This is a genomic window from Streptococcus sp. Marseille-Q5112 (genome assembly GCF_916700555.1).
In the GTDB taxonomy this organism is placed as follows: domain Bacteria; phylum Bacillota; class Bacilli; order Lactobacillales; family Streptococcaceae; genus Streptococcus; species Streptococcus symci.
The window spans coordinates 112,130-134,796 of record NZ_CAKAKP010000001.1; the positions used below are offsets into that span (position 1 = coordinate 112,130).

At 41.3% G+C, this 22,667-nt stretch carries 25 protein-coding genes; 24 read left to right on the forward strand and 1 reads right to left on the reverse strand.

Annotated elements, in window-relative coordinates:
* Positions 1-101: 101 nt before the first annotated feature.
* The 7 genes from LG372_RS00640 to deoD all read left to right on the forward strand — a co-directional run bounded on the left by LG372_RS00640 (position 102) and on the right by deoD (position 6,804).
* A complete protein-coding gene (locus LG372_RS00640) occupies positions 102-1,031 on the forward strand; it encodes a peptidase U32 family protein (protein WP_225741858.1) in 930 nt (309 codons plus the stop codon).
* 105 nt (positions 1,032-1,136) lie between these two features.
* Positions 1,137-1,820: a ribose-5-phosphate isomerase RpiA gene (gene rpiA / locus LG372_RS00645; protein WP_125385936.1), complete on the forward strand. Its 684-nt coding sequence runs from the start codon at positions 1,137-1,139 to the stop codon at positions 1,818-1,820.
* A gap of 14 nt (positions 1,821-1,834) precedes the next feature.
* Positions 1,835-3,046, forward strand: coding sequence for a phosphopentomutase (locus LG372_RS00650; protein ID WP_049488708.1), 1,212 nt, complete (start codon positions 1,835-1,837; stop codon positions 3,044-3,046).
* 1 nt (position 3,047) lies between these two features.
* The gene (locus tag LG372_RS00655) at positions 3,048-3,608 is read left to right on the forward strand and encodes a DUF1697 domain-containing protein (protein ID WP_225741859.1); all 561 of its coding nucleotides are present in this window, start codon (positions 3,048-3,050) and stop codon (positions 3,606-3,608) included.
* The gene (locus tag LG372_RS00660; protein WP_225741860.1) at positions 3,605-4,414 is read left to right on the forward strand and encodes a purine-nucleoside phosphorylase; all 810 of its coding nucleotides are present in this window, start codon (positions 3,605-3,607) and stop codon (positions 4,412-4,414) included. The genes LG372_RS00655 and LG372_RS00660 overlap by 4 nt, the downstream gene beginning before the upstream one ends.
* 2 nt (positions 4,415-4,416) lie before the next feature.
* Positions 4,417-5,700 carry a chloride channel protein gene (locus LG372_RS00665; protein WP_225741861.1) on the forward strand — a complete coding sequence of 428 codons (1,284 nt, stop codon included), beginning with the start codon at positions 4,417-4,419 and terminating at the stop codon, positions 5,698-5,700.
* A 393-nt stretch (positions 5,701-6,093) separates the two neighbouring features.
* On the forward strand, positions 6,094-6,804 hold the full coding sequence (gene deoD, locus LG372_RS00670; RefSeq protein ID WP_000022091.1) for a purine-nucleoside phosphorylase: 711 nt from the start codon (positions 6,094-6,096) through the stop codon (positions 6,802-6,804).
* A gap of 34 nt (positions 6,805-6,838) precedes the next feature.
* On the opposite strand, the gene pavA is transcribed toward deoD, so the two are convergent.
* Positions 6,839-8,494 carry an Rqc2 family fibronectin-binding protein PavA gene (gene pavA, locus LG372_RS00675; RefSeq protein ID WP_225741862.1) on the reverse strand — a complete coding sequence of 552 codons (1,656 nt, stop codon included), beginning with the start codon at positions 8,492-8,494 and terminating at the stop codon, positions 6,839-6,841.
* A 104-nt stretch (positions 8,495-8,598) separates the two neighbouring features.
* Between pavA and ybeY the strand changes: the two genes are divergently transcribed.
* From ybeY to prsA, 17 genes are all read left to right on the forward strand, one after another.
* Entirely contained in the window at positions 8,599-9,096 is a 498-nt protein-coding gene (gene ybeY, locus LG372_RS00680; RefSeq protein ID WP_000275156.1) for an rRNA maturation RNase YbeY, read from the forward strand.
* Complete coding sequence (locus tag LG372_RS00685) at positions 9,077-9,472, forward strand: diacylglycerol kinase family protein (protein ID WP_225741863.1); 396 nt, start codon at positions 9,077-9,079, stop codon at positions 9,470-9,472. The genes ybeY and LG372_RS00685 overlap by 20 nt, the downstream gene beginning before the upstream one ends.
* A 16-nt stretch (positions 9,473-9,488) precedes the next feature.
* Entirely contained in the window at positions 9,489-10,388 is a 900-nt protein-coding gene (gene era / locus LG372_RS00690) for a GTPase Era (RefSeq protein ID WP_049510565.1), read from the forward strand.
* Between the two features lie 48 nt (positions 10,389-10,436).
* Positions 10,437-11,261 carry a DNA-formamidopyrimidine glycosylase gene (gene mutM / locus LG372_RS00695; protein ID WP_225741864.1) on the forward strand — a complete coding sequence of 275 codons (825 nt, stop codon included), beginning with the start codon at positions 10,437-10,439 and terminating at the stop codon, positions 11,259-11,261.
* A complete protein-coding gene (gene coaE / locus LG372_RS00700; RefSeq protein WP_225741865.1) occupies positions 11,261-11,866 on the forward strand; it encodes a dephospho-CoA kinase in 606 nt (201 codons plus the stop codon). The genes mutM and coaE overlap by 1 nt, the downstream gene beginning before the upstream one ends.
* The gene (locus tag LG372_RS00705; protein WP_225741866.1) at positions 11,853-13,052 is read left to right on the forward strand and encodes a multidrug efflux MFS transporter; all 1,200 of its coding nucleotides are present in this window, start codon (positions 11,853-11,855) and stop codon (positions 13,050-13,052) included. Before coaE ends, LG372_RS00705 begins: the two co-directional genes overlap by 14 nt.
* Positions 13,052-13,201, forward strand: a complete 150-nt coding sequence (gene rpmG / locus LG372_RS00710; RefSeq protein WP_001809104.1) for a 50S ribosomal protein L33 — start codon at positions 13,052-13,054, stop codon at positions 13,199-13,201. The genes LG372_RS00705 and rpmG overlap by 1 nt, the downstream gene beginning before the upstream one ends.
* A gap of 39 nt (positions 13,202-13,240) precedes the next feature.
* Positions 13,241-13,474 (forward strand): preprotein translocase subunit SecG, encoded by a 234-nt coding sequence (secG, locus tag LG372_RS00715; RefSeq protein WP_000282517.1) that lies wholly within the window; start codon positions 13,241-13,243, stop codon positions 13,472-13,474.
* Positions 13,475-13,574: 100 nt separating this feature from the next.
* Positions 13,575-15,929 carry a ribonuclease R gene (rnr, locus tag LG372_RS00720; protein ID WP_225741867.1) on the forward strand — a complete coding sequence of 785 codons (2,355 nt, stop codon included), beginning with the start codon at positions 13,575-13,577 and terminating at the stop codon, positions 15,927-15,929.
* Positions 15,892-16,359, forward strand: coding sequence for an SsrA-binding protein SmpB (gene smpB / locus LG372_RS00725; RefSeq protein ID WP_225741868.1), 468 nt, complete (start codon positions 15,892-15,894; stop codon positions 16,357-16,359). Before rnr ends, smpB begins: the two co-directional genes overlap by 38 nt.
* Positions 16,360-16,373: 14 nt before the next feature.
* Complete coding sequence (gene tehB, locus LG372_RS00730; protein WP_225741869.1) at positions 16,374-17,234, forward strand: SAM-dependent methyltransferase TehB; 861 nt, start codon at positions 16,374-16,376, stop codon at positions 17,232-17,234.
* 115 nt (positions 17,235-17,349) lie between these two features.
* Positions 17,350-17,538, forward strand: a complete 189-nt coding sequence (locus LG372_RS00735) for a type II toxin-antitoxin system HicA family toxin (protein WP_049491803.1) — start codon at positions 17,350-17,352, stop codon at positions 17,536-17,538.
* A 27-nt stretch (positions 17,539-17,565) separates the two neighbouring features.
* Complete coding sequence (locus LG372_RS00740) at positions 17,566-17,943, forward strand: type II toxin-antitoxin system HicB family antitoxin (protein ID WP_033688727.1); 378 nt, start codon at positions 17,566-17,568, stop codon at positions 17,941-17,943.
* A 77-nt stretch (positions 17,944-18,020) separates the two neighbouring features.
* On the forward strand, positions 18,021-18,974 hold the full coding sequence (locus tag LG372_RS00745) for a competence protein CoiA (RefSeq protein WP_225741870.1): 954 nt from the start codon (positions 18,021-18,023) through the stop codon (positions 18,972-18,974).
* 18 nt (positions 18,975-18,992) lie between these two features.
* The gene (gene pepF, locus LG372_RS00750) at positions 18,993-20,795 is read left to right on the forward strand and encodes an oligoendopeptidase F (protein ID WP_225741871.1); all 1,803 of its coding nucleotides are present in this window, start codon (positions 18,993-18,995) and stop codon (positions 20,793-20,795) included.
* A gap of 1 nt (position 20,796) precedes the next feature.
* Positions 20,797-21,510, forward strand: coding sequence for an O-methyltransferase (locus LG372_RS00755; RefSeq protein ID WP_083320562.1), 714 nt, complete (start codon positions 20,797-20,799; stop codon positions 21,508-21,510).
* A gap of 66 nt (positions 21,511-21,576) precedes the next feature.
* Complete coding sequence (prsA, locus tag LG372_RS00760; protein WP_225741872.1) at positions 21,577-22,515, forward strand: peptidylprolyl isomerase PrsA; 939 nt, start codon at positions 21,577-21,579, stop codon at positions 22,513-22,515.
* Positions 22,516-22,667 lie beyond the last annotated feature (152 nt).

Consider the following 22,667-nt stretch of genomic DNA (forward strand, 5'->3'; position numbering starts at 1 on the left):
TTTCAGCAGAGAATTATTACAGAAAGGTTACAATAAGAATAAAGTCCCTTTTCATTTTTAAAGAATAGCTGATTTTCCAGAAATATGGTATAATTTTTCTTATGGAAAAGATTATCATTACAGCAACTGCTGAAAGTATTGAACAAGTTAAACAACTGCTCGAAGCTGGCGTAGACCGTATCTATGTTGGTGAGAAAGATTTTGGTCTTCGTCTGCCAACAACCTTTAGTTATGATCAATTGCGTGAAATCGCTAAGTTGGTTCATGAAGCTGGTAAGGAATTGATTGTTGCAGTCAATGCCCTCATGCACCAAGATATGATGGATCGTATTAAGCCCTTCCTCGATTTCTTGGAAGAAATCAAGACAGACTACATTACGATTGGTGATGCAGGTGTCTTTTACGTGGTCAACCGTGATGGTTATTCCTTTAAGACCATCTACGATGCTTCGACTATGGTAACTAGCAGTCGCCAGATCAACTTCTGGGGACAAAAGGCTGGCGCATCTGAGGCTGTTTTGGCGCGTGAAATTCCATCTGCTGAACTCTTTAAAATGCCAGAGATTTTGGAAATTCCTGCTGAAGTTTTGGTTTACGGTGCTAGTGTCATCCATCATTCTAAACGTCCACTCTTGCAAAACTACTATAACTTTACACATATCGATGACGAAAAGACTCGCAAGCGTGACCTCTTCTTGGCTGAGCCAAGTGACCCAGAGAGCCACTATTCCATTTTTGAAGACAATCATGGTACCCATATCTTTGCCAATAACGACCTTGATTTGATGACCAAATTGACAGAATTGGTGGAGCATGGTTTTACCCATTGGAAACTAGAAGGGCTCTACACTCCTGGTCAGAACTTTGTTGAAATTACAAAACTCTTTATCCAAGCGCGTAGCTTGATTCAAGAGGGCAACTTTAGCCATGACCAAGCTTTCTTGCTGGATGAAGAAGTTCGTAAACTTCACCCTAAAAACCGTTTCCTTGATACAGGATTCTATGACTACGATCCTGATATGGTTAAATAGGACATCAAAACCCGAAATAAAAATGTTCGGGTTTTTCCAGTGTATCCATGAAATAAAAACGAATAGATGTTATAATAAAAGTAGCTCTTTAATGGAGGTGTTTGAGTGGAAAATCTGAAGAAAATGGCAGGTATCAAGGCTGCTGAGTTTGTCAAGGATGGGATGGTTGTCGGACTGGGAACGGGTTCTACTGCCTATTATTTTGTCGAAGAAATCGGTCGTCGTATTAAGGAAGAAGGCTTGAAGATTACAGCTGTAACGACTTCTAGTGTGACTAGTAAACAGGCTGAAGGGCTTAATATCCCACTCAAGTCTATTGACCAAGTAGACTTCGTCGATGTGACAGTCGACGGGGCGGATGAAGTGGATAGTCAGTTTAATGGAATCAAAGGTGGTGGTGGTGCCCTTCTGATGGAGAAGGTTGTCGCAACGCCTTCAAAAGAATACTTTTGGGTGGTGGATGAAAGCAAGCTAGTTGAGAAACTAGGTGCTTTTAAATTGCCAGTAGAAGTGGTTCAGTACGGCGCAGAACAGGTCTTTCGTCGTTTTGAACGAGCTGGCTACAAACCAAGTTTCCGTGAAAAAGACGGCCAACGTTTTGTGACCGATATGCAGAATTTTATCATTGATCTTGCCTTGGATGTCATTGAAGATCCAATTGCTTTCGGACAAGAATTGGACCATATCGTTGGTGTTGTAGAGCACGGATTATTCAACCAAATGGTGGATAAGGTGATCGTAGCTGGACGAAATGGGGTTCAGATTTTAACTTCAAGCAAAGCAAAATAATAAGGAGACACATTATGTCAAAATTTAATCGTATTCACTTGGTGGTACTAGATTCTGTAGGAATCGGTGCTGCACCAGATGCTAACAACTTTGTCAATGCAGGAGTTCCAGACGGAGCTTCTGACACACTGGGACACATTTCAAAAGCAGTTGGTTTGAATGTCCCAAACATGGCTAAAATTGGTCTTGGAAATATTCCTCGAGAAACTCCTCTTAAGACTGTTCCAGCTGAAAGCAATCCAACAGGATATGCAACAAAATTGGAAGAAGTATCTCTTGGTAAGGATACCATGACTGGACACTGGGAAATCATGGGCCTTAACATTACAGAACCTTTCGATACTTTCTGGAATGGATTCCCAGAAGAAATCTTGACGAAAATTGAAGAATTCTCAGGACGCAAGGTCATTCGTGAAGCCAATAAACCGTACTCAGGAACAGCTGTTATCGACGATTTTGGACCACGTCAAATGGAAACTGGGGAGTTGATTATCTATACTTCAGCTGACCCTGTTTTGCAAATTGCTGCCCACGAAGACATTATTCCTCTGGACGAATTGTACCGTATCTGTGAATACGCTCGTTCGATCACACTTGAGCGTCCAGCCCTCCTAGGACGTATCATTGCTCGTCCTTATGTAGGTGAACCAGGTAACTTCACTCGTACAGCTAACCGTCGTGATTTGGCTGTATCCCCATTCGAACCGACTGTTTTGGATAAATTAAACGAAGCTGGTATCGACACTTACGCTGTTGGTAAAATCAATGATATCTTTAACGGTGCGGGTATCAACCATGATATGGGTCACAACAAGTCAAACAGCCACGGAATTGATACACTTTTGAAGACTATGGGACTTGCTGAGTTTGAAAAAGGATTCTCATTCACAAACTTGGTTGACTTTGATGCCCTTTACGGCCACCGTCGCAATGCTCATGGTTACCGTGATTGCTTGCATGAGTTTGATGAACGCTTGCCTGAAATTATCGCAGCCATGAGAGAGAATGACCTTCTCTTGATTACTGCGGATCACGGGAACGATCCAACTTACGCAGGAACAGACCACACTCGTGAATATATTCCATTGTTGGCCTACAGCCCTGCCTTTAAAGGAAATGGTGTCATTCCAGTAGGACATTTTGCAGATATCTCAGCGACTATTGCCGATAACTTTGGTGTGGAAACTGCCATGATTGGGGAAAGTTTCTTAGATAAATTGGTATAAGATGACGCGCTATGCTTTACTGGTTAGGGGCATTAATGTCGGTGGGAAGAATAAGGTTGTCATGGCGCAACTTCGTCAAGAATTGACAGAGTTGGGACTGGGAAAGGTTGAAACCTACATCAACAGTGGCAACATTTTCTTTACTTCGACAGATCCCAAAGCCCAATTGGTTGAAAAGTTAGAGTCTTTCTTTGAAATCCATTATCCATTTATTCAGAGCTTTTCGTTGCTGAGTCATGAAGACTATGAAGCGGAACTTGAAAATCTACCTAAATGGTGGACAAAAGACTTGGCACGAAAAGATGTCCTCTTTTATACTGAGGACTTGGATGTGGATCAAGTCATCGCGACGGTTAAAAGTTTAGAGCTGAAAAATGAAGTGCTTCATTTTGGAAGACTTGGGATTTTCTGGGGGAAATTCTCTGAAGAATCTTACTATGCAACTGCCTATCATAAGTACTTGCTCAAGATGCCTTTTTATCGCAACATCACCATTCGCAATGCTAAAACTTTTGACAAAATCGGTCAAATTCTAAAAAAAAATAAAGGAGACACACAATGACATTTTTAGATAAAATCAATGAAACAGCGGCTTTCCTGAAGGACAAGGGAATCCAAACGCCTGAGTTCGGTCTAATCCTTGGATCAGGACTGGGAGAACTGGCAGAAGAAATCGGAAATCCAGTTGTAGTAGACTATGCTGAGATTCCAAACTGGGGCCGCTCTACAGTAGTCGGTCACGCTGGTAAATTGGTATATGGTGACCTTGCAGGTCGGAAGGTCTTAGCTCTTCAAGGTCGTTTCCATTTCTATGAAGGAAATCCTCTTGAAGTCGTGACTTTCCCAGTACGTGTGATGAAAGTTCTCGGATGCGAAGGTGTCATTGTAACCAATGCAGCTGGCGGTATTGGATATGGGCCTGGTACTTTGATGGCTATCTCAGACCATATCAACATGACAGGTCAAAATCCATTGATGGGTGAAAACTTGGATGATTTTGGTCCTCGTTTCCCAGATATGTCTAAGGCCTACACACCAGAATACCGTGCTACTGCCCAAGAAGTGGCTAAAAAACTTGGTATTAAGCTTGACGAAGGTGTTTATATCGGTGTTACTGGTCCGACTTATGAAACTCCAGCAGAGATTCGTGCTTATAAGACATTGGGAGCAGATGCAGTTGGTATGTCTACAGTTCCTGAAGTTATTGTTGCAGCCCACTCTGGCTTGAAAGTTCTCGGTATTTCATGTATTACTAACCATGCTGCAGGCTTCCAAGAAGAACTCAACCACGAAGAAGTTGTAGAAGTGACAGAACGTGTTAAAGGCGACTTCAAAGGCTTGCTTAAAGCGATTCTTGCTGAATTGTAATCATGTTAATAGAATTGAGGAGTATTTTTCGAAAAATCCCTTATAATTTTAGATTATTCATAGCAGTAATTCTGCAAGGAATAGTTTCAAGTTTATCTGGTATATTTCTCCATTATCTTTTGGAGATGGTGGAGGAGCAAGCTTTTGGTCAGTCAGAGCATCATAGTGGATTTTTGACAGATGGAGTTTCCTCCTCACGGATAGGACTAAGTTTAATAATCGTGGGTCTTGGCTCATCCTTGGTCTGGTATTTCTTGCAAAAAGGGTCGAAGATTTTTTCCATCAAAGATCAGATGAAGGATGAGACTTCACAATACAAACTTCATTTTTTAAGACAGCTATTTCATTCAATTTGGCAGATCATTGCAGTTGGAGGGGGAGCACCTATTGGTAAAGAAGCTGCGCCACGAGAGATTGGAACTCTATTTGCAGGACCAATTGGAAAAATATGTTCTCTCTCTAAGAAGGATCAAATCTTTCTCCTTGCTTGTGGTGCTGGTGCTGGTTTAGCGGCTGTTTATCAGGTTCCGTTAACAAGTGTCTTCTTTGTTTTTGAAACCCTAGGAATCGCTCTATCTATTAAACGATTTGTCTTAGTCGGTTTGACTACCTATGTCTCAACCTATATAGCAGGCTGGGTTATTTCAGATCAGGCTCTCTACCAGATTCCAGCCATCATTTGGTCATTAAAGGAAATATGGATTATTCCCTTATTACTTCTTTTCTTAACCCCACTAGCTTGGCTTTTTGGTCGTTTGAGCAAAGAAGTGTCTTCAAACAGAATAAAAGATAAACGAATACTTCTCACATTGCCTACAGCTTTTCTTTTTCTTGCTGGGTTGGCAAGTTATTTTCCACATCTACTAGGAAATGGACGCATGATGGCTCAGGAAATTTTAAATGGTAGCAGTGGTCAAACAGTGATTCTCATGTTTTTCCTAAAAGCAGTGGTCGTTCTTATTATTCTGTGGGCAGGGGCCTATGGTGGTAACCTTACGCCATCTTTTGCCTTGGGGATGGCTGGTGCTGCTCTCTTGGGCATGATTCTAGGTTTGGACAGTCAGCCAACCGTTTTACTTTTGGGATCTGTTTGCTTTTTATCTGTGACCTTGAGGGCGCCCATTTCTGCAACTGGATTAGTAATAGGCTTCACTGGGGTCGGTTTAGATTCTCTTCCGTATCTCTTAGTAACAGCTGTTTTAGCCTATGAATTTGCAAAAATGTTAGACCGCTTTCCTTGGCCTAGCATACTGTGTCAGAAGTCAAAGAATAAAGTAATTAGGTAGGAAATACCCATTTCTTCTAGTCAATGATTTGATTTAAAAGATTAAAAAAACTCTCAATTTATTTATAACTGTTTTAAATAAAAATTTAGTAGGCTTATCGGAGTCATGATTGAATCCGATTTTTACTAGCTATAAAAATAAAAAAAGAAAGGTAGAGTGAGGTGTTCTAATTTGAACACGAGAGGAAAACTTTTCTAAAAACTCAGAAGAGAAGGGAGTTCGGATTTGAATAAAAGCCGTTCTAAGCTTCTCAATATCATCAAAATTAAGAAAGAAAGGAATTGAACCCACCCTAAAAGCAGTGGGAAAAAGATAGTTGGTCTAGAGAGCATCGCTCACTGCACCCAACTCCTATTTTCCCTTTGCTTTTTGACGGGTTTGGTATCTTATATTATGTCTATCCATATTGCTGCTCAGCAGGGTGAAATTGCTGATAAAATTCTTCTTCCTGGGGATCCTCTTCGTGCGAAGTTTATTGCGGAAAATTTCCTTGAAGATGCTGTTTGTTTTAACGAAGTGCGTAACATGTTTGGTTACACTGGTACTTACAAGGGCCACCGTGTATCAGTCATGGGAACTGGGATGGGGATGCCATCGATTTCGATTTATGCGCGTGAGTTGATTGTGGACTACGGTGTGAAGAAATTGATTCGTGTGGGAACTGCAGGTTCTTTGAATGAAGATGTTCACGTTCGTGAATTGGTTCTGGCGCAAGCAGCTGCAACCAACTCTAACATCATCCGCAATGACTGGCCACAGTACGATTTCCCACAAATCGCTAGCTTTGATTTGCTGGACAAGGCCTACCATATCGCCAAAGAACTCGGTATGACCACCCACGTTGGGAACGTTTTGTCATCTGATGTCTTTTATTCAAACTACTTTGAAAAAAACATCGAGCTTGGTAAATGGGGAGTCAAGGCTGTGGAAATGGAAGCAGCAGCTCTCTACTATTTGGCAGCCCAACATCATGTTGACGCCCTTGCTATCATGACTATCTCTGATAGTTTGGTCAATCCAGATGAAGACACGACTGCAGAAGAACGCCAAAATACCTTCACTGATATGATGAAGGTTGGCTTGGAAACCTTAATTGCAGAGTAAAATGTAAAAGAAAATCCTGATTTTAAGCAAAAAATCAGGATTTTTTCATGGATGCAATTTTTTCTGGGTCTGGTGTGACACGGAGGGTCTTTTGTCCTGTGTAAGTGACAAAGCCAGGTTTTCCACCAGTTGGTTTATTGAGTTTTTTGACTTCTATCATGTCAACCTGCACCAGATTTGACAGACGTCCCTTGGAGAAGTAGGCGGCCAGCTCTGCTGCGTCTGTCTTGACTTCATCAGATGGGTCAAGGTTGCCTGAGATGACAACATGGCTTCCAGGAATATCCTTGGCATGGAACCAAAGTTCCTCCTTGCGGGCCATTTTAAAGGTTAGCTCCTCATTTTGCAGGTTATTGCGTCCGACATAGATGATGGTTTTGCCATCGCTTGCTAGATACTGTTCTGGTTTTTTTCGTTTCTGAATTTTCTCTCGCTGTCTTCTGCGGATAAAGCCAGTTTGAATCAATTCTTCACGGATTTCAGCGATTTCTTCCAGCCCAGCTTGGTTGAGAACAGTTTCCACACTTTCCAGGTAGAGATTAGTCGCCTTGGTTTCCTCAATCAGATCAGTCAAGTATTTGACAGCTTCTTTGAGTTTCTGGTAACGTTTAAAGTAGCGTTGGGCATTCTGGTTGGGAGTCAGAGCCTTATCAAGCGCAATCGTGATAGGTTGGTTGGTGTAGTAGTTGTCTAGGATAACCTGGTCTTGGTCGTTAGGCACTTGATGGAGGAAGGTTGTTAGCAATTCCCCTTTTTGGCGAAATTCTTCAGCATTGTCTGTCGCCAGTAATTCTTTTTCCTGTTTTTTGAGTTTGTGGCGGTTTTTCTGAAGTTCATTTTCAACACGGCGAATGAGTTCACTGGCTTGCTGTTTGACGCGGTCGCGTTCAGCCTTATCCTTATAGTAGGTGTCCAACAAATCAGAAAGACTGGTAAAAGGCTCTCCTACACGATTTGCAAAAGGAACTGGGCTGAAAGAATTCTCTGTTAGGAAAGGATTGGTTTCTTGACTGAAAAAGTTACGGAAAGTAGACAGTTTATCACTAACCAATAGACTTTCCAGTTCGTTTGCCGTATCACGTCCCAGACCTTGAAAGAGGCTTTGAAGATTTTTAGCTGTCGTTTCCTGTGTTTGCAGGATTTCAAAGAGTTTCTCGTCTTTGACCGTAAAAGGATTGAGTGATTCCGTACTTGGCGGAGCGATGTAGGTCGATCCAGGAAGCAAGGTACGGTAGCTATTTTGTGAAAAGCCAACGTGTTTGATAACTTCGAGGATTTTATGACTGCTTTTATCAACCAGTAGAATATTACTGTGTTTCCCCATGATTTCGATAATCAAGGTAGCCTGAATATGGTCTCCAATCTCGTTTTTATTGGAAACTGTAATCTCCACAATTCGGTCATTTTCCACTTGCTCAATCGATTCAATCAGGGCACCCTGCAAATATTTTCTCAAAACCATGATAAAGGTGGAAGGTTGGGCTGGATTTTCAAAAGTCGCTTGGGTCAGCTGAATGCGTCCAAAAACTGGATGGGCAGAGAGGAGTAGGCGATGACTTTGGCGATTGCTACGGATTTGCAAGACCAACTCTTGTTCAAAAGGCTGATTGATTTTCTGAATGCGACCATTCACTAACTCTCTTCGCAATTCCTCAACCATGTGGTGTAAAAAAAATCCGTCAAATGACATCGTTCTCTCCTTGTGATTGTATTCCATAGTATTATATCAAAAAGGTAGAATAAAATCATGGAAATGTGGTATAATAAAGCCAAGTAAAGAGAAACGAGAAGCACATGTATATTGAAATGGTAGATGAAACTGGTCAAGTTTCAAAAGAAATGTTGCAACAAACCCAAGAAATTTTGGAATTTGCAGCCCAAAAATTAGGCAAAGAAGACAAGGAAATGGCAGTCACCTTTGTGACCAATGAGCGTAGTCATGAACTCAATCTGGAGTACCGTGACACCGACCGTCCGACAGATGTCATCAGCCTTGAGTATAAACCAGAATTGGAAATTGCCTTTGACGAAGAGGATTTGCTTGAAAATCCAGAATTGGCAGAGATGATGTCTGAGTTTGATGCCTATATTGGGGAACTGTTCATCTCTATCGATAAGGCTCATGAGCAGGCTGAGGAATACGGTCACAGTTTTGAGCGTGAGATGGGCTTCTTGGCAGTGCACGGCTTTTTACATATTAACGGCTATGATCACTACACTCCGGAAGAAGAAGCGGAGATGTTCGGTTTACAAGAAGAAATTTTGACAGCCTATGGACTCACAAGACAATAAACGAAAATGGAAAAATCGTGACCTGATATCCAGTTTAGAATTTGCTCTCACAGGTATTTTTACTGCTATCAAGGAAGAACGCAATATGCGAAAACATGCAGTGATGGCTCTCGTGGTCATCCTAGCAGGTTTTGTTTTTCAGGTGTCACGAATCGAATGGCTCTTTCTCCTATTGAGCATTTTCTTGGTAGTAGCGTTTGAGATTATCAACTCTGCTATTGAAAATGTGGTGGATTTGGCCAGTCACTATCACTTTTCCATGCTGGCTAAAAATGCCAAGGATATGGCGGCTGGCGCGGTATTAGTGGTCTCTCTTTTCGCAGCCTTAACAGGCGCATTGATTTTTCTCCCACGAATCTGGGATTTATTATTTTAAATAGCAAGAGGAAATTATGACTTTTAAATCAGGCTTTGTAGCCATTTTAGGACGTCCCAATGTTGGGAAGTCAACTTTTTTAAATCATGTCATGGGGCAAAAGATTGCTATCATGAGTGACAAGGCGCAGACAACGCGCAACAAAATCATGGGAATTTACACGACTGATAAGGAACAAATCGTCTTTATCGACACACCAGGGATTCATAAGCCTAAAACGGCTCTTGGAGATTTCATGGTCGAATCCGCCTACAGCACCCTTCGTGAAGTGGATACTGTTCTTTTTATGGTGCCTGCTGATGAAGCGCGTGGTAAGGGAGACGACATGATTATCGAGCGTCTCAAGGCTGCTAATGTACCAGTGATTTTGGTGGTGAACAAGATCGATAAGGTTCACCCAGATCAGCTTTTGTCTCAGATTGATGATTTCCGTAATCAGATGGACTTCAAGGAAATTGTTCCTATCTCAGCCCTTCAGGGAAATAATATCTCACGTTTAGTGGATATTTTGAGTGAAAATCTGGACGAAGGTTTCCAATATTTCCCGTCTGATCAAATCACAGACCATCCAGAACGATTCTTGGTTTCAGAAATGGTTCGTGAGAAAGTCTTGCACCTAACTCGTGAAGAGATTCCGCATTCTGTTGCAGTAGTAGTTGATTCTATGAAACGAGACGAAGAGACAGACAAGGTTCACATCCGTGCAACAATTATGGTCGAGCGTGATAGTCAAAAAGGGATTATCATCGGTAAAGGTGGTGCTATGCTTAAGAAAATTGGTAGTATGGCTCGTCGTGATATTGAACTCATGTTAGGAGACAAGGTCTTCCTAGAAACATGGGTCAAGGTCAAGAAAAACTGGCGCGATAAAAAGCTAGATTTGGCTGACTTTGGCTATAATGAAAAAGAATACTAAGTAGAGGTGGGCTCATGCCTGCTTCTTGTTTTTACAGAAGGAGGACTTATGCCTGAATTACCTGAGGTTGAAACCGTTCGACGTGGCTTGGAAAAATTGATTTTGGGAAAGAAGATTTCGAGTATAGAAATTCGTTATCCTAAGATGATTAAGACAGATTTGGACGAGTTTCAAAAGGAAGTGCCTGGTCAGATTATTGAGTCAATGGGACGTCGTGGTAAATATTTGCTTTTCTACCTGACAGATAAAGTTTTGATTTCCCATTTGCGCATGGAAGGCAAGTATTTTTACTATCCAGACCAGGTTCCTGAACGCAAGCATGCCCATGTTTTCTTCCAGTTTGAGGATGGTGGCACGCTTGTTTATGAGGATGTTCGCAAGTTTGGTACTATGGAACTCTTGGCTCCTGACCTTTTAGACGCCTGCTTTATTTCTAAAAAACTAGGTCCTGAACCAAGCGAACAAGACTTTGATGTGCAGGTATTTCAAGCTGCCCTAGCCAAGTCTAAAAAGCCTATCAAATCCCATCTCCTAGATCAGACCTTGGTAGCTGGACTTGGCAATATCTATGTGGATGAGGTTCTCTGGCGAGCTCAGGTTCATCCAGTTAGACCTTCTCAGACTTTGACAGCAGAAGAAGCGACTGTCATTCATGACCAGACCATTGCTGTATTGGGACAGGCTGTTGAAAAAGGTGGCTCAACCATTCGGACTTATACCAATGCCTTTGGGGAAGATGGAACTATGCAGGATTTTCATCAGGTCTATGACAAGTCTGGTCAAGAATGTTCACGTTGTGCCACCATCATTGAGAAAATCCAACTAGGCGGACGAGGCACCCACTTTTGTCCAAACTGTCAAAGGAGGGATTGATGGGAAAAATCATTGGAATCACAGGAGGAATTGCCTCTGGTAAGTCAACCGTGACAAATTTTCTAAGAAAGCAAGGCTTTCAAGTGGTGGATGCCGACGCGGTTGTCCACCAACTACAGAGACCTGGTGGTCGTCTGTTTGAGGCTCTAGTCCAGCACTTTGGTCAAGAAATAATTCTAAAAAACGGAGAACTCAATCGCCCTCTCCTAGCTAGTCTTATCTTTTCAAATCCTGAGGAACGGGAATGGTCTAGGATAACTCAAGGAGAGATTATCCGTGAGGAACTAGCTACATTGAGAGACCAATTGGCTCAGACAGAAGAGATTTTCTTCATGGATATTCCCCTACTTTTTGAGCAGGACTACGTCTCTTGGTTTGATGAGACTTGGTTGGTCTATGTAGACCGAGATGTCCAAGTAGAACGTCTAATGAAAAGGGACCACTTGTCCAAAGATGAAGCTGAGTCGCGTCTGGCAGCCCAGTGGCCTTTAGAAAAAAAGAAAGATTTGGCCAGCCATGTTTTAAACAACAATGGAAATCAGGACCAGCTTCTAACTCAAGTACTTACCCTTCTTGAGGGAGGTAGGCAAGATGACAGAGATTAACTGGAAGGATAATTTGCGCATTGCCTGGTTTGGTAATTTTCTGACTGGAGCCAGTATTTCTTTGGTTGTGCCTTTTATGCCCATCTTTGTGGAAAATCTGGGTGTAGGGAGTGATCAAGCTGCTTTTTATGCAGGTTTAGCTATTTCTGTCTCTGCTATTTCCGCAGCACTCTTTTCTCCTATCTGGGGTATCCTTGCTGATAAATACGGTCGAAAACCCATGATGATTCGGGCTGGCCTGGCCATGACCATTACTATGGGAGGCTTAGCCTTTGTCCCAAATATTTATTGGTTAATCTTTCTTCGTTTGCTAAATGGTGTATTTGCAGGTTTTGTTCCTAACGCCACAGCCTTGATAGCCAGTCAGGTTCCCAAGGAGAAATCAGGTGCTGCTCTTGGGACTTTGTCTACAGGAGTAGTAGCAGGTACGTTAACTGGTCCTTTTATCGGTGGCTTTATCGCAGAATTATTTGGCATTCGTACAGTTTTCTTACTGGTTGGTAGTTTTCTATTTTTAGCCGCTGTTTTGACTATTTGCTTTATCAAGGAAGATTTTCAACCAGTAGCCAAGGAAAAGTCCATCCCAACAAAGGAATTATTTACATCAGTTAAATATCCCTATCTTTTGGTCAACCTCTTTCTGACCAGTTTTGTCATCCAATTTTCAGCCCAATCAATCGGCCCTATCTTAGCTCTGTATGTGCGCGACTTAGGGCAGACAGAGAATCTTCTTTTTGTCTCTGGTTTGATTGTATCCAGTATGGGCTTTTCCAGTATGATGAGTGCAGGAGTTATGGGAAAGCTAGGTGACAAGGTTGGCAACCATCGCCTCTTGATTGTAGCCCAGTTTTATTCAGTCATCATCTATCTCCTCTGTGCCAATGCCTCTAGCCCGCTTCAACTAGGACTTTATCGTTTCCTCTTTGGATTGGGAACCGGTGCCTTGATTCCCGGAGTTAATGCCCTTCTCAGCAAGATGACGCCCAAAGCTGGTATTTCGAGGGTATTTGCCTTCAATCAGGTATTCTTTTATCTGGGAGGTGTCGTTGGTCCCATGGCAGGTTCTGCAGTAGCAGGTCAATTTGGCTACCATGCAGTCTTTTATGCGACAAGCCTTTGTGTTGCCTTTAGTTGTCTCTTTAACCTTCTTCAATTTCGAACATTATTAAAAGTAAAGGAAATCTAGTGCGAGTAAAAATTAATCTCAAATGCTCCTCTTGTGGCAGTATCAATTACCTAACCAGTAAAAACTCCAAAACCCATCCAGACAAGATTGAGGTTTTAAAGTATTGTCCCAAGGAAAGAAAAGTAACCCTACATCTTGAATCTAAGTAGATTTTATGGTAAAATAATAAGGATTTTAAGGAGTTTGATATGTATAACCTATTATTAACCATTTTATTAGTATTATCTGTTGTGATTGTGATTGCGATTTTCATGCAACCAACCAAAAACCAATCCAGCAATGTATTTGATGCCAGCTCAGGTGATTTGTTTGAACGCAGTAAAGCACGCGGTTTCGAAGCTGTAATGCAGCGTTTGACAGGGATTTTAGTCTTTTTCTGGCTAGCCATTGCCTTAGCATTGACGGTATTATCAAGTAGATAAGAAAATAATGGGCAGGACTAGGTCTTTGCCTCTTTTTATTTTTAAAGGATGTTTAAGAAGGTTTTACAGTAAAAGAAAATAAAAAATCTAGAAAGAAAATATGAAAGATAGAATAAAAGAATATTTACAAGATAAGGGAAAGGTGACTGTCAATGACTTGGCTCAGGCTTTGGGAAAAGACGGTTCCAAGGATTTTCGTGAGTTAATTAAAACCTTGTCCCTAATGGAAAGAAAGCACCAGATACGCTTTGAAGAAGATGGCAGTCTGACCTTGGAAGCCAAGAAAAAACATGAGATTACCCTCAAGGGGATTTTTCATGCCCATAAAAATGGTTTTGGTTTTGTCAGCCTTGAAGGCGAGGAGGACGACCTTTTTGTAGGAAAAAACGATGTCAACTATGCTATTGATGGTGATACCGTCGAGGTCGTGATTAAGAAAGTAGCTGACCGCAATAAGGGAACGGCAGCAGAAGCCAAAATTATTGATATCTTAGAACACAGTCTGACAACTGTTGTTGGCCAAATCGTTCTAGATCAGGAAAAACCCAAGTATGCAGGCTACATCCGTTCGAAAAATCAGAAAATCAGCCAACCCATCTATGTTAAGAAACCTGCCCTAAAACTCGAGGGAACAGAGGTGCTTAAGGTCTTTATCGATAAATATCCAAGCAAGAAACATGATTTCTTTGTCGCTAGTGTCCTCGATGTGGTGGGGCATTCAACGGATGTCGGAATTGATGTTCTTGAAGTTTTGGAGTCTATGGACATTGTCTCAGAATTTCCAGAGGCTGTCGTCAAGGAAGCAGAAAGTGTGCCTGATGTTCCGTCTCAACAGGATATGGAAGGTCGTCTGGACTTGAGAGATGAGATTACCTTTACTATTGACGGTGCTGACGCCAAGGACTTGGACGATGCGGTGCATATCAAGGTCTTGAAAAATGGGAATCTAGAGCTTGGAGTTCACATCGCAGATGTTTCCTACTATGTAATCGAGGGTTCTGCCCTTGACAAGGAAGCCCTTAACCGCGCGACTTCAGTCTATGTAACAGACCGAGTGGTTCCAATGCTTCCAGAACGACTGTCAAATGGCATCTGTTCTCTCAATCCTCTAGTTGACCGCCTGACCCAGTCTGCCATTATGGAGATTGATAAACATGGTCGTGTAGTCAACTATACCATCACACAAACAGTTATCAAGACCAGTTTTCGTATGACCTATAGCGATGTCAATGATATCCTAGCTGGCGACGAGGAGAAGAGACAAGAATATAAGAAAATTGTTCCAAGTATCGAACTTATGGCCAAGCTCCATGAAATTTTAGAAAACATGCGTGTGAAACGTGGAGCCCTCAATTTCGATACCAATGAAGCTAAGATTTTAGTGGATAAACAGGGTAAGCCTGTTGATATTGTTCTTCGTCAACGTGGTGTTGCCGAGCGCATGATTGAGTCCTTCATGTTGATAGCCAACGAAACAGTTGCCGAGCATTTTAGCAAGCTGGATTTGCCTTTCATCTATCGAATTCACGAGGAGCCAAAGGCTGAAAAAGTTCAGAAGTTTATTGATTATGCTTCGAGTTTTGGCTTGCGCATTTATGGGACTGCCAGTGAGATTAGCCAGGAGGTCCTCCAAGACATCATGCGTACTGTTGAGGGAGAACCTTATGCAGATGTATTGTCCATGATGCTTCTTCGCTCTATGCAGCAGGCTCGCTATTCGGAGCACAATCACGGCCACTATGGACTAGCTGCTGACTATTACACTCACTTTACCAGTCCGATTCGTCGTTATCCAGACCTTCTTGTTCACCGTATGATTCGTGATTACGGCCGTTCTAAAGAAATAGCCGAGCATTTTGAACAAGTGATTCCAGAGATTGCGACCCAGTCTTCCAACCGTGAACGTCGTGCCATTGAGGCTGAGCGTGAAGTCGAAGCCATGAAAAAGGCTGAGTATATGGAAGAATACGTGGGTGAAGAGTATGATGCAGTTGTATCCAGCATTGTCAAGTTTGGTCTCTTTGTTGAATTGCCGAATACAGTTGAAGGCTTGATTCACATTACTAACCTACCTGAATTTTATCATTTCAACGAACGTGATTTGACTCTTCGTGGAGAAAAATCAGGAACAACATTCCGTGTAGGTCAGCAAATCCGTATCCGAGTTGAAAGAGCCGACAAGATGACGGGTGAAATTGACTTCTCTTACATCCCAAGTGAGTTTGATGTGATTGAAAAAGGTTTAAAACAGTCTAATCGTAGTGACAGAGGGCGTGGTTCAAGTCGCCGTTCAGATAAGAAGGAAGACAAGAGGAAATCAGGACGCTCAAATGATAAGCGCAAGCATTCACAAAAAAACAAGAAGAAAAAAGGAAAGAAACCTTTTTATAAGGAAGTAGCTAAGAAAGGAGCCAAACATGACAAAGGGCGAGGGAAAGGTCGTCGCACAAAATAAAAAGGCGCGCCATGACTATACAATCGTAGATACGCTAGAGGTAGGGATGGTCCTGACTGGAACTGAAATCAAGAGTGTACGAGCTGCTCGAATCAATCTTAAGGATGGCTTTGCCCAAGTAAAAAATGGAGAAGTTTGGTTGAGTAATGTTCATATCTCACCTTACGAAGAGGGCAATATCTGGAACCAAGAACCAGAACGTCGTCGCAAACTCCTGCTCCATAAAAAGCAAATCCAAAAGTTGGAACAAGAGACCAAAGGAACAGGAATGACCCTGGTTCCCCTTAAGGTCTATATCAAAGATGGCTATGCCAAGCTTCTTTTAGGACTTGCCAAAGGGAAGCATGACTACGACAAACGGGAGTCTATCAAACGACGTGAGCAAAACCGCGACATCGCGCGTGTTATGAAAGCTGTTAATCAGCGATAAAAAGAGGAATGAAGATGGAAAAACTAGTTGCCTATAAACGCATGCCTTTGTGGACTAAAGAAACTATGCCAGAGGCTGTTCAGCAGAAACACAACACCAAGGTTGGAACTTGGGGCAAGATTACTGTTTTAAAAGGGACTCTCAAGTTTATTGAATTGACAGAGGATGGTGAGGTTCTAGCTGAACACCTCTTTGAAGCAGGAGCTGACAATCCCATGGCACAACCACAAGCCTGGCACCGAGTGGAGGCTGTAACAGACGATGTAGAATGGTATTTAGAATTTTATTGTAAACCTGAGGATTATTTCCCTAAAAAATACAATACCAATCCTGTTCATTCAGAGGTTCTAGAGGCAATGCAGACAGTAAAACCAGTGAAAGCCTTGGATTTGGGCTGTGGTCAAGGCCGTAATGCACTCTTTCTAGCCCAGCAAGGTTTTGATGTGACAGCTGTGGATCAAAATGAACTGGCCCTTGAAATCTTGCAAAGCATTGTGGAACAAGAAGATCTGGACATGCCTGTTGGTCTTTACGATATCAATTCAGCCAGTATTGGTCAAGAGTATGATTTTATTGTTTCAACAGTTGTTCTCATGTTTCTACAAGCGGACCGTATTCCAGCTATTATTCAAAATATGCAGAAGCATACCACGGTCGGTGGTTATAACCTTATCGTCTGTGCTATGGATACGGAAGATTACCCTTGCTCTGTGAACTTCCCATTCACATTTAAAGAAGGGGAATTGGCTGAATACTACAAGGATTGGGAGTTGGTCAAGTACAATGAAAATCCTGGTCATCTTCACCGTCGCGATGAGAATGGCAATCGTATTCAACTACGCTTTGCGACCATGCTAGCTAAAAAAATTAAATAAACATTGAAGGTTAGGAAATTTCCTGATCTTTTTCTTTTTTTACGAATAGATAAGATAGAAGAATTGACAAAAATACGCATTATAAGTATAATTTTGAATAGAAAGGTGACGATAAATGCCAATCACAGGTAAGGAAATGGTAAAATTAGCTCTTGCAAATGGATGGATTGAAGTTCGTAAGAGAGGAAGTCATCATCATTTTAAGAAAGAAGGGGTTCCCTATCTTGTCACTATTCCAGTTCACGGTAATGAGGATCTAGGAAAAGGTTTAGAGAGAAAAATATTAAAAGATTTGGGATTATAGTTGATTTGGAAATTGTGGAGGTGTATTATGCTAAAATCTTATCCTGCTATTTTTCATAGAGAAGGCACTGGATACTGGGTTGAATTTCCTGAATTTGGAGGCGGGACTGAAGGAGCAACGATTGAACTTGCAATGAAAAATGCTCGGGAAATGCTTGAGAGTGTTTTAGCTTCTTATATTGATGAAGGACTGGCTTTGCCTACTCCTAGTGACATTGCTGAGTTGAAAGCTCCTGATGGATTTGTGACTTTGATTCAGGTCAATCCCTTGCCTTTCGTAAAGAATAATAAAGCGATTCGAAAAAATGTTACGGTTCCAGAGTGGCTAGTCAGACTTGCAGATCGTGAGAAAGTGAACTATTCTGAAGTGTTGACACAAGCTCTTGAAAGCCGCTTGCAACTCTAAAATTATAGAGTGATGTAGATTAGGAAATTTCCTGATCTTTTTCTTTTTTTACGAATAATATAGAAAAGGAGGGAATCATGTTTGTTGCGAGAGATGCTAGGGGAGAATTGGTAAATGTGTTAGAGGATAAACTTGAGAAGCAAGCATACACCTGCCCAGCTTGTGGAGGTCAGCTCCGTTTGCGTCAAGGACCAATTGTCCGGCCCCATTTTGCCCACAAAACCTTAAAAGACTGTGATTTTTCCTCTGAAAATGAAAGTCCAGAACACCTGGCAAATAAAGAATCACTTTATCACTGGTTGAAAACAGAGGCTGAGGTGCAATTAGAATACCCTCTTCCAGAGCTTAAACAGATTGCGGATGTATTTGTAAATGGTCATCTTGCTCTAGAAGTTCAGTGTAGTCCCTTGCCACAGAAACTTCTTAAAGAGCGTAGCGAGGGCTATCGTAGTCAGGGTTACCAAGTACTGTGGTTACTGGGAGAAAAACTTTGGATCAAGGAGCGTTTGACTCGTCTGCAACAAGGTTTTCTCTATTTTAGTCAAAACATGGGATTTTATGTTTGGGAATTGGACAAGGAAAAACAGCTTTTAAGACTCAAATACCTGATTCACCAAGATCTCCGCGGTAAACTCCATTATCAAATCAAGGAATTTCCCTATGGCCAAGATAGTCTACTGGAGATATTACGTTTTCCCTATAAGAAACAAAAAATATCTCATTTTACAGTTTCTGAGGATAAGGACATCTGTCGCTATATTCAGCAACAACTGTACTATCAAAATCCCTTTTGGATGAAAGAACAAGCAGAAGCCTATCAAAAGGGAGAAAATCTCCTGACTTATGGGCTAAAAGAATGGTATCCACAAATAAGACCACTAGTAGGTAATTTTTGCCAAATTGAGAAAGATTTGACTCGCTATTATCAGTATTTTCAAATCTATTACCAAGAAAATCCTCAAAATGATTGGCAAAAGCTTTATCCACCAGCCTTTTATCAGCAATATTTCTTGAAAAATATGGTAGAATAGAAAAGATGGAGGAATCTAATGGTATTACAAAGAAATGAAATAAATGAAAAAGATACATGGGATCTATCAACGATTTACCCAACTGACCAGGCTTGGGAAGAAGCCTTAAAAGATTTAACAGAACAATTGGAGAAAGTAGCCCAGTATGAAGGACATCTCCTGGATAGTGCGGATAGCCTACTAGAAATTACTGAATTTTCTCTTGAAATGGAACGCCAAATGGAGAAACTTTACGTTTATGCTCATATGAAGAATGACCAAGACACACGTGAAGCCAAGTACCAAGAGTACTATGCCAAGGCCATGACTCTCTATAGCCAGCTAGACCAAGCCTTTTCATTCTATGAGCCTGAATTTATGGAAATTAGTGAAAAGCAGTATGTTGACTTTTTAGAAGCTCAGCCAAAATTGCAGGTTTATCAACACTATTTTGACAAGCTTTTGCAAGGCAAGGAACACGTTCTTTCACAACGTGAAGAAGAATTATTAGCTGGAGCTGGGGAAATCTTTGGTTCGGCAAGTGAAACCTTCGCTATCTTGGACAATGCGGATATTGTGTTCCCTTATGTCCTCGACGATGATGGTAAGGAAGTTCAGCTATCTCATGGGACTTACACACGCTTGATGGAGTCTAAAAACCGTGAGGTTCGTCGTGGTGCCTATCAAGCCCTTTATGCGACTTATGAACAATTCCAACATACCTATGCAAAAACCTTGCAAACCAATGTTAAGGTGCAAAACTACCGTGCCAAAGTTCGCAACTATAAGAGCGCTCGTCATGCAGCTCTCGCAGCGAATTTTGTTCCAGAAAGTGTTTATGACAATTTGGTAGCAGCAGTTCGCAAGCATTTGCCACTCTTGCATCGTTACCTTGAGCTACGTTCAAAGATTTTGGGGATTTCAGACCTCAAGATGTATGATGTCTACACACCGCTTTCGTCTGTCGAATATAGTTTTACCTACCAAGAAGCCTTGAAAAAAGCAGAAGAAGCCTTGGCAGTCTTGGGTGAGGATTACTTGAGTCGTGTTAAACGTGCCTTCAGCGATCGTTGGATTGATGTTTACGAAAACCAAGGCAAGCGTTCAGGTGCCTACTCAGGTGGTTCTTATGATACCAATGCCTTTATGCTTCTTAACTGGCAGGACAATCTAGACAATCTCTTTACTCTTGTTCATGAAACAGGTCATAGTATGCACTCAAGCTATACTCGTGAAACTCAACCTTATGTTTACGGAGATTATTCTATCTTCTTGGCAGAGATTGCATCAACGACCAATGAAAATATCTTGACGGAGAAATTATTGGAAGAAGTGGAAGACGACGCAACGCGCTTTGCTATTCTCAATAACTTCCTAGATGGTTTCCGTGGAACAGTTTTCCGCCAAACTCAATTTGCTGAGTTTGAACACGCCATTCACCAAGCGGATCAAAATGGTGAAGTCTTGACAAGTGATTTCTTAAATAAACTCTACGCAGACTTGAACCAAGAGTATTATGGTTTGAGTAAGGAAGACAATCCTGAAATCCAGTACGAGTGGGCACGCATTCCACACTTCTACTATAACTACTATGTATACCAATATTCAACTGGCTTTGCAGCAGCCTCAGCCTTGGCTGAAAAGATTGTGCATGGTAGTCAAGAAGACCGTGACCGCTATATCGACTACCTCAAGGCAGGTAAGTCTGACTATCCACTTAATGTCATGAGAAAAGCTGGTGTTGATATGGAGAAGGAAGATTACCTAAACGATGCCTTTGCTGTCTTTGAACGTCGCTTAAATGAGTTTGAAGCCCTTGTTGAAAAATTGGGATTGGCATAAGATGGTTGAATCGTATAGTAAGAATGCCAACCATAACATGCGTCGTCCTGTCGTCAAGGAAGAAATTGTAGACTTGATGCGTCAGCGTCAAAAGCAAGTAACAGGCTCTTTGAAAGAATTGGAAGACTTTGCTCGCAAGGAAAATATTCCTATCATTCCCCATGAAACGGTTGCTTATTTCCGTTTTCTCATGGAAACCATACAACCTAAAAATATTCTGGAAATAGGGACGGCCATCGGTTTTTCAGCCCTCTTGATGGCTGAACATGCGCCAAATGCTAAGATTACAACCATTGACCGCAATCCAGAAATGATTGGATTTGCCAAGGAAAATTTCACCCAGTTTGACAGTCGCAAGCAAATTACGCTCCTAGAAGGAGATGCGGTAGATGTCTTATCTACCTTGACAGAGTCCTATGATTTTGTCTTTATGGATTCTGCCAAGTCTAAATATATCGTCTTTTTGCCAGAAATCCTCAAACATTTGGAAGTCGGTGGTGTGGTTGTCTTGGATGATATTTTTCAAGGTGGTGATGTTGCCAAGGACATTATGGAGGTTCGTCGTGGCCAGCGAACTATTTATCGAGGCCTTCAAAGATTATTTGATGCAACTTTAGACAATCCAGGACTCACTGCAACATTAGTACCTTTAGGGGACGGCATTCTCATGCTTCGTAAAAATGTAGCAGATGTTCAATTGCTTGACAGCGAATAATTTTCAGAAAAATTTAAGAAAATATAGTAAAATAGATAGGGTAACACTTATCTCAAAGGAGTAGACATGAAGAAAAAACTATTGGCAGGTGCCATTACACTATTATCAGTAGCAACTTTAGCAGCTTGTTCGAAAGGTTCAGAAGGGGCAGACCTTATCAGCATGAAAGGGGATGTCATCACAGAACATCAATTTTATGAGCAAGTGAAAATCAATCCTTCAGCCCAACAAGTCTTGTTGAACATGACCATTCAAAAAGTATTTGAGAAGCAATATGGCTCAGAGGTAGATGAGAAAGAAATCGATGAAATCATTTCTGGAGAAGAAAAACAATATGGTGAGAATTACCAACGTGTCTTATCACAATCAGGTATGACTCTTGAAACACGTAAAGCACAAATTCGTACAAGTAAATTAGTTGAATTTGCAGTTAAAAAGGCTGCAGAAGCTGAATTAACTGATGAAGCCTATAAGAAAGCATTTGAGAACTATACTCCGGACGTAACTGCTCAAATTATTCGTCTTGATAATGAGGATAAAGCGAAAGAAGTCCTCGAAAAAGCTAAGGCAAGTGGCGCAGATTTCGCTCAATTAGCTAAAGATAACTCAACTGATGAGAAAACCAAAGCGAACGGTGGTGAAATCACTTTTGATTCAGCTTCAACAGAGGTACCAGATCAAGTTAAGAAGGCAGCTTTTGCCTTGGATGTTAATGGCATTTCTGATGTCATTACAGCTACTGGTACTCAAGCATACAGCAGTCAATATTACATTGTAAAACTCATTAAGAAAACAGAAAAGTCATCTAATATCGATGACTACAAAGAAAAATTGAAAACTGTTATCTTGACTCAAAAACAAAATGATGCATCATTTGTTCAAAGTATTGTCGGAAAAGAATTGCAAGCAGCCAATATCAAGGTTAAAGATCAAACCTTCCAAAATATCTTTACCCAATATATCGGTGGTGGAGATTCAAGCTCAAGCAGTTCTTCAAAAGAATAAAACAGAAAAGAGCCAAGCGCTCTTTTTCTTATGAGAAAATCTATTATCTTAAGGGTAAGAGTTTTTTTCTTTCGGAAAAAATGGTATAATAGCAATCAAAACTAGAAAATAAACGGAATTTGGGAATAATTTCTTTTGTTCTCATTAGATTG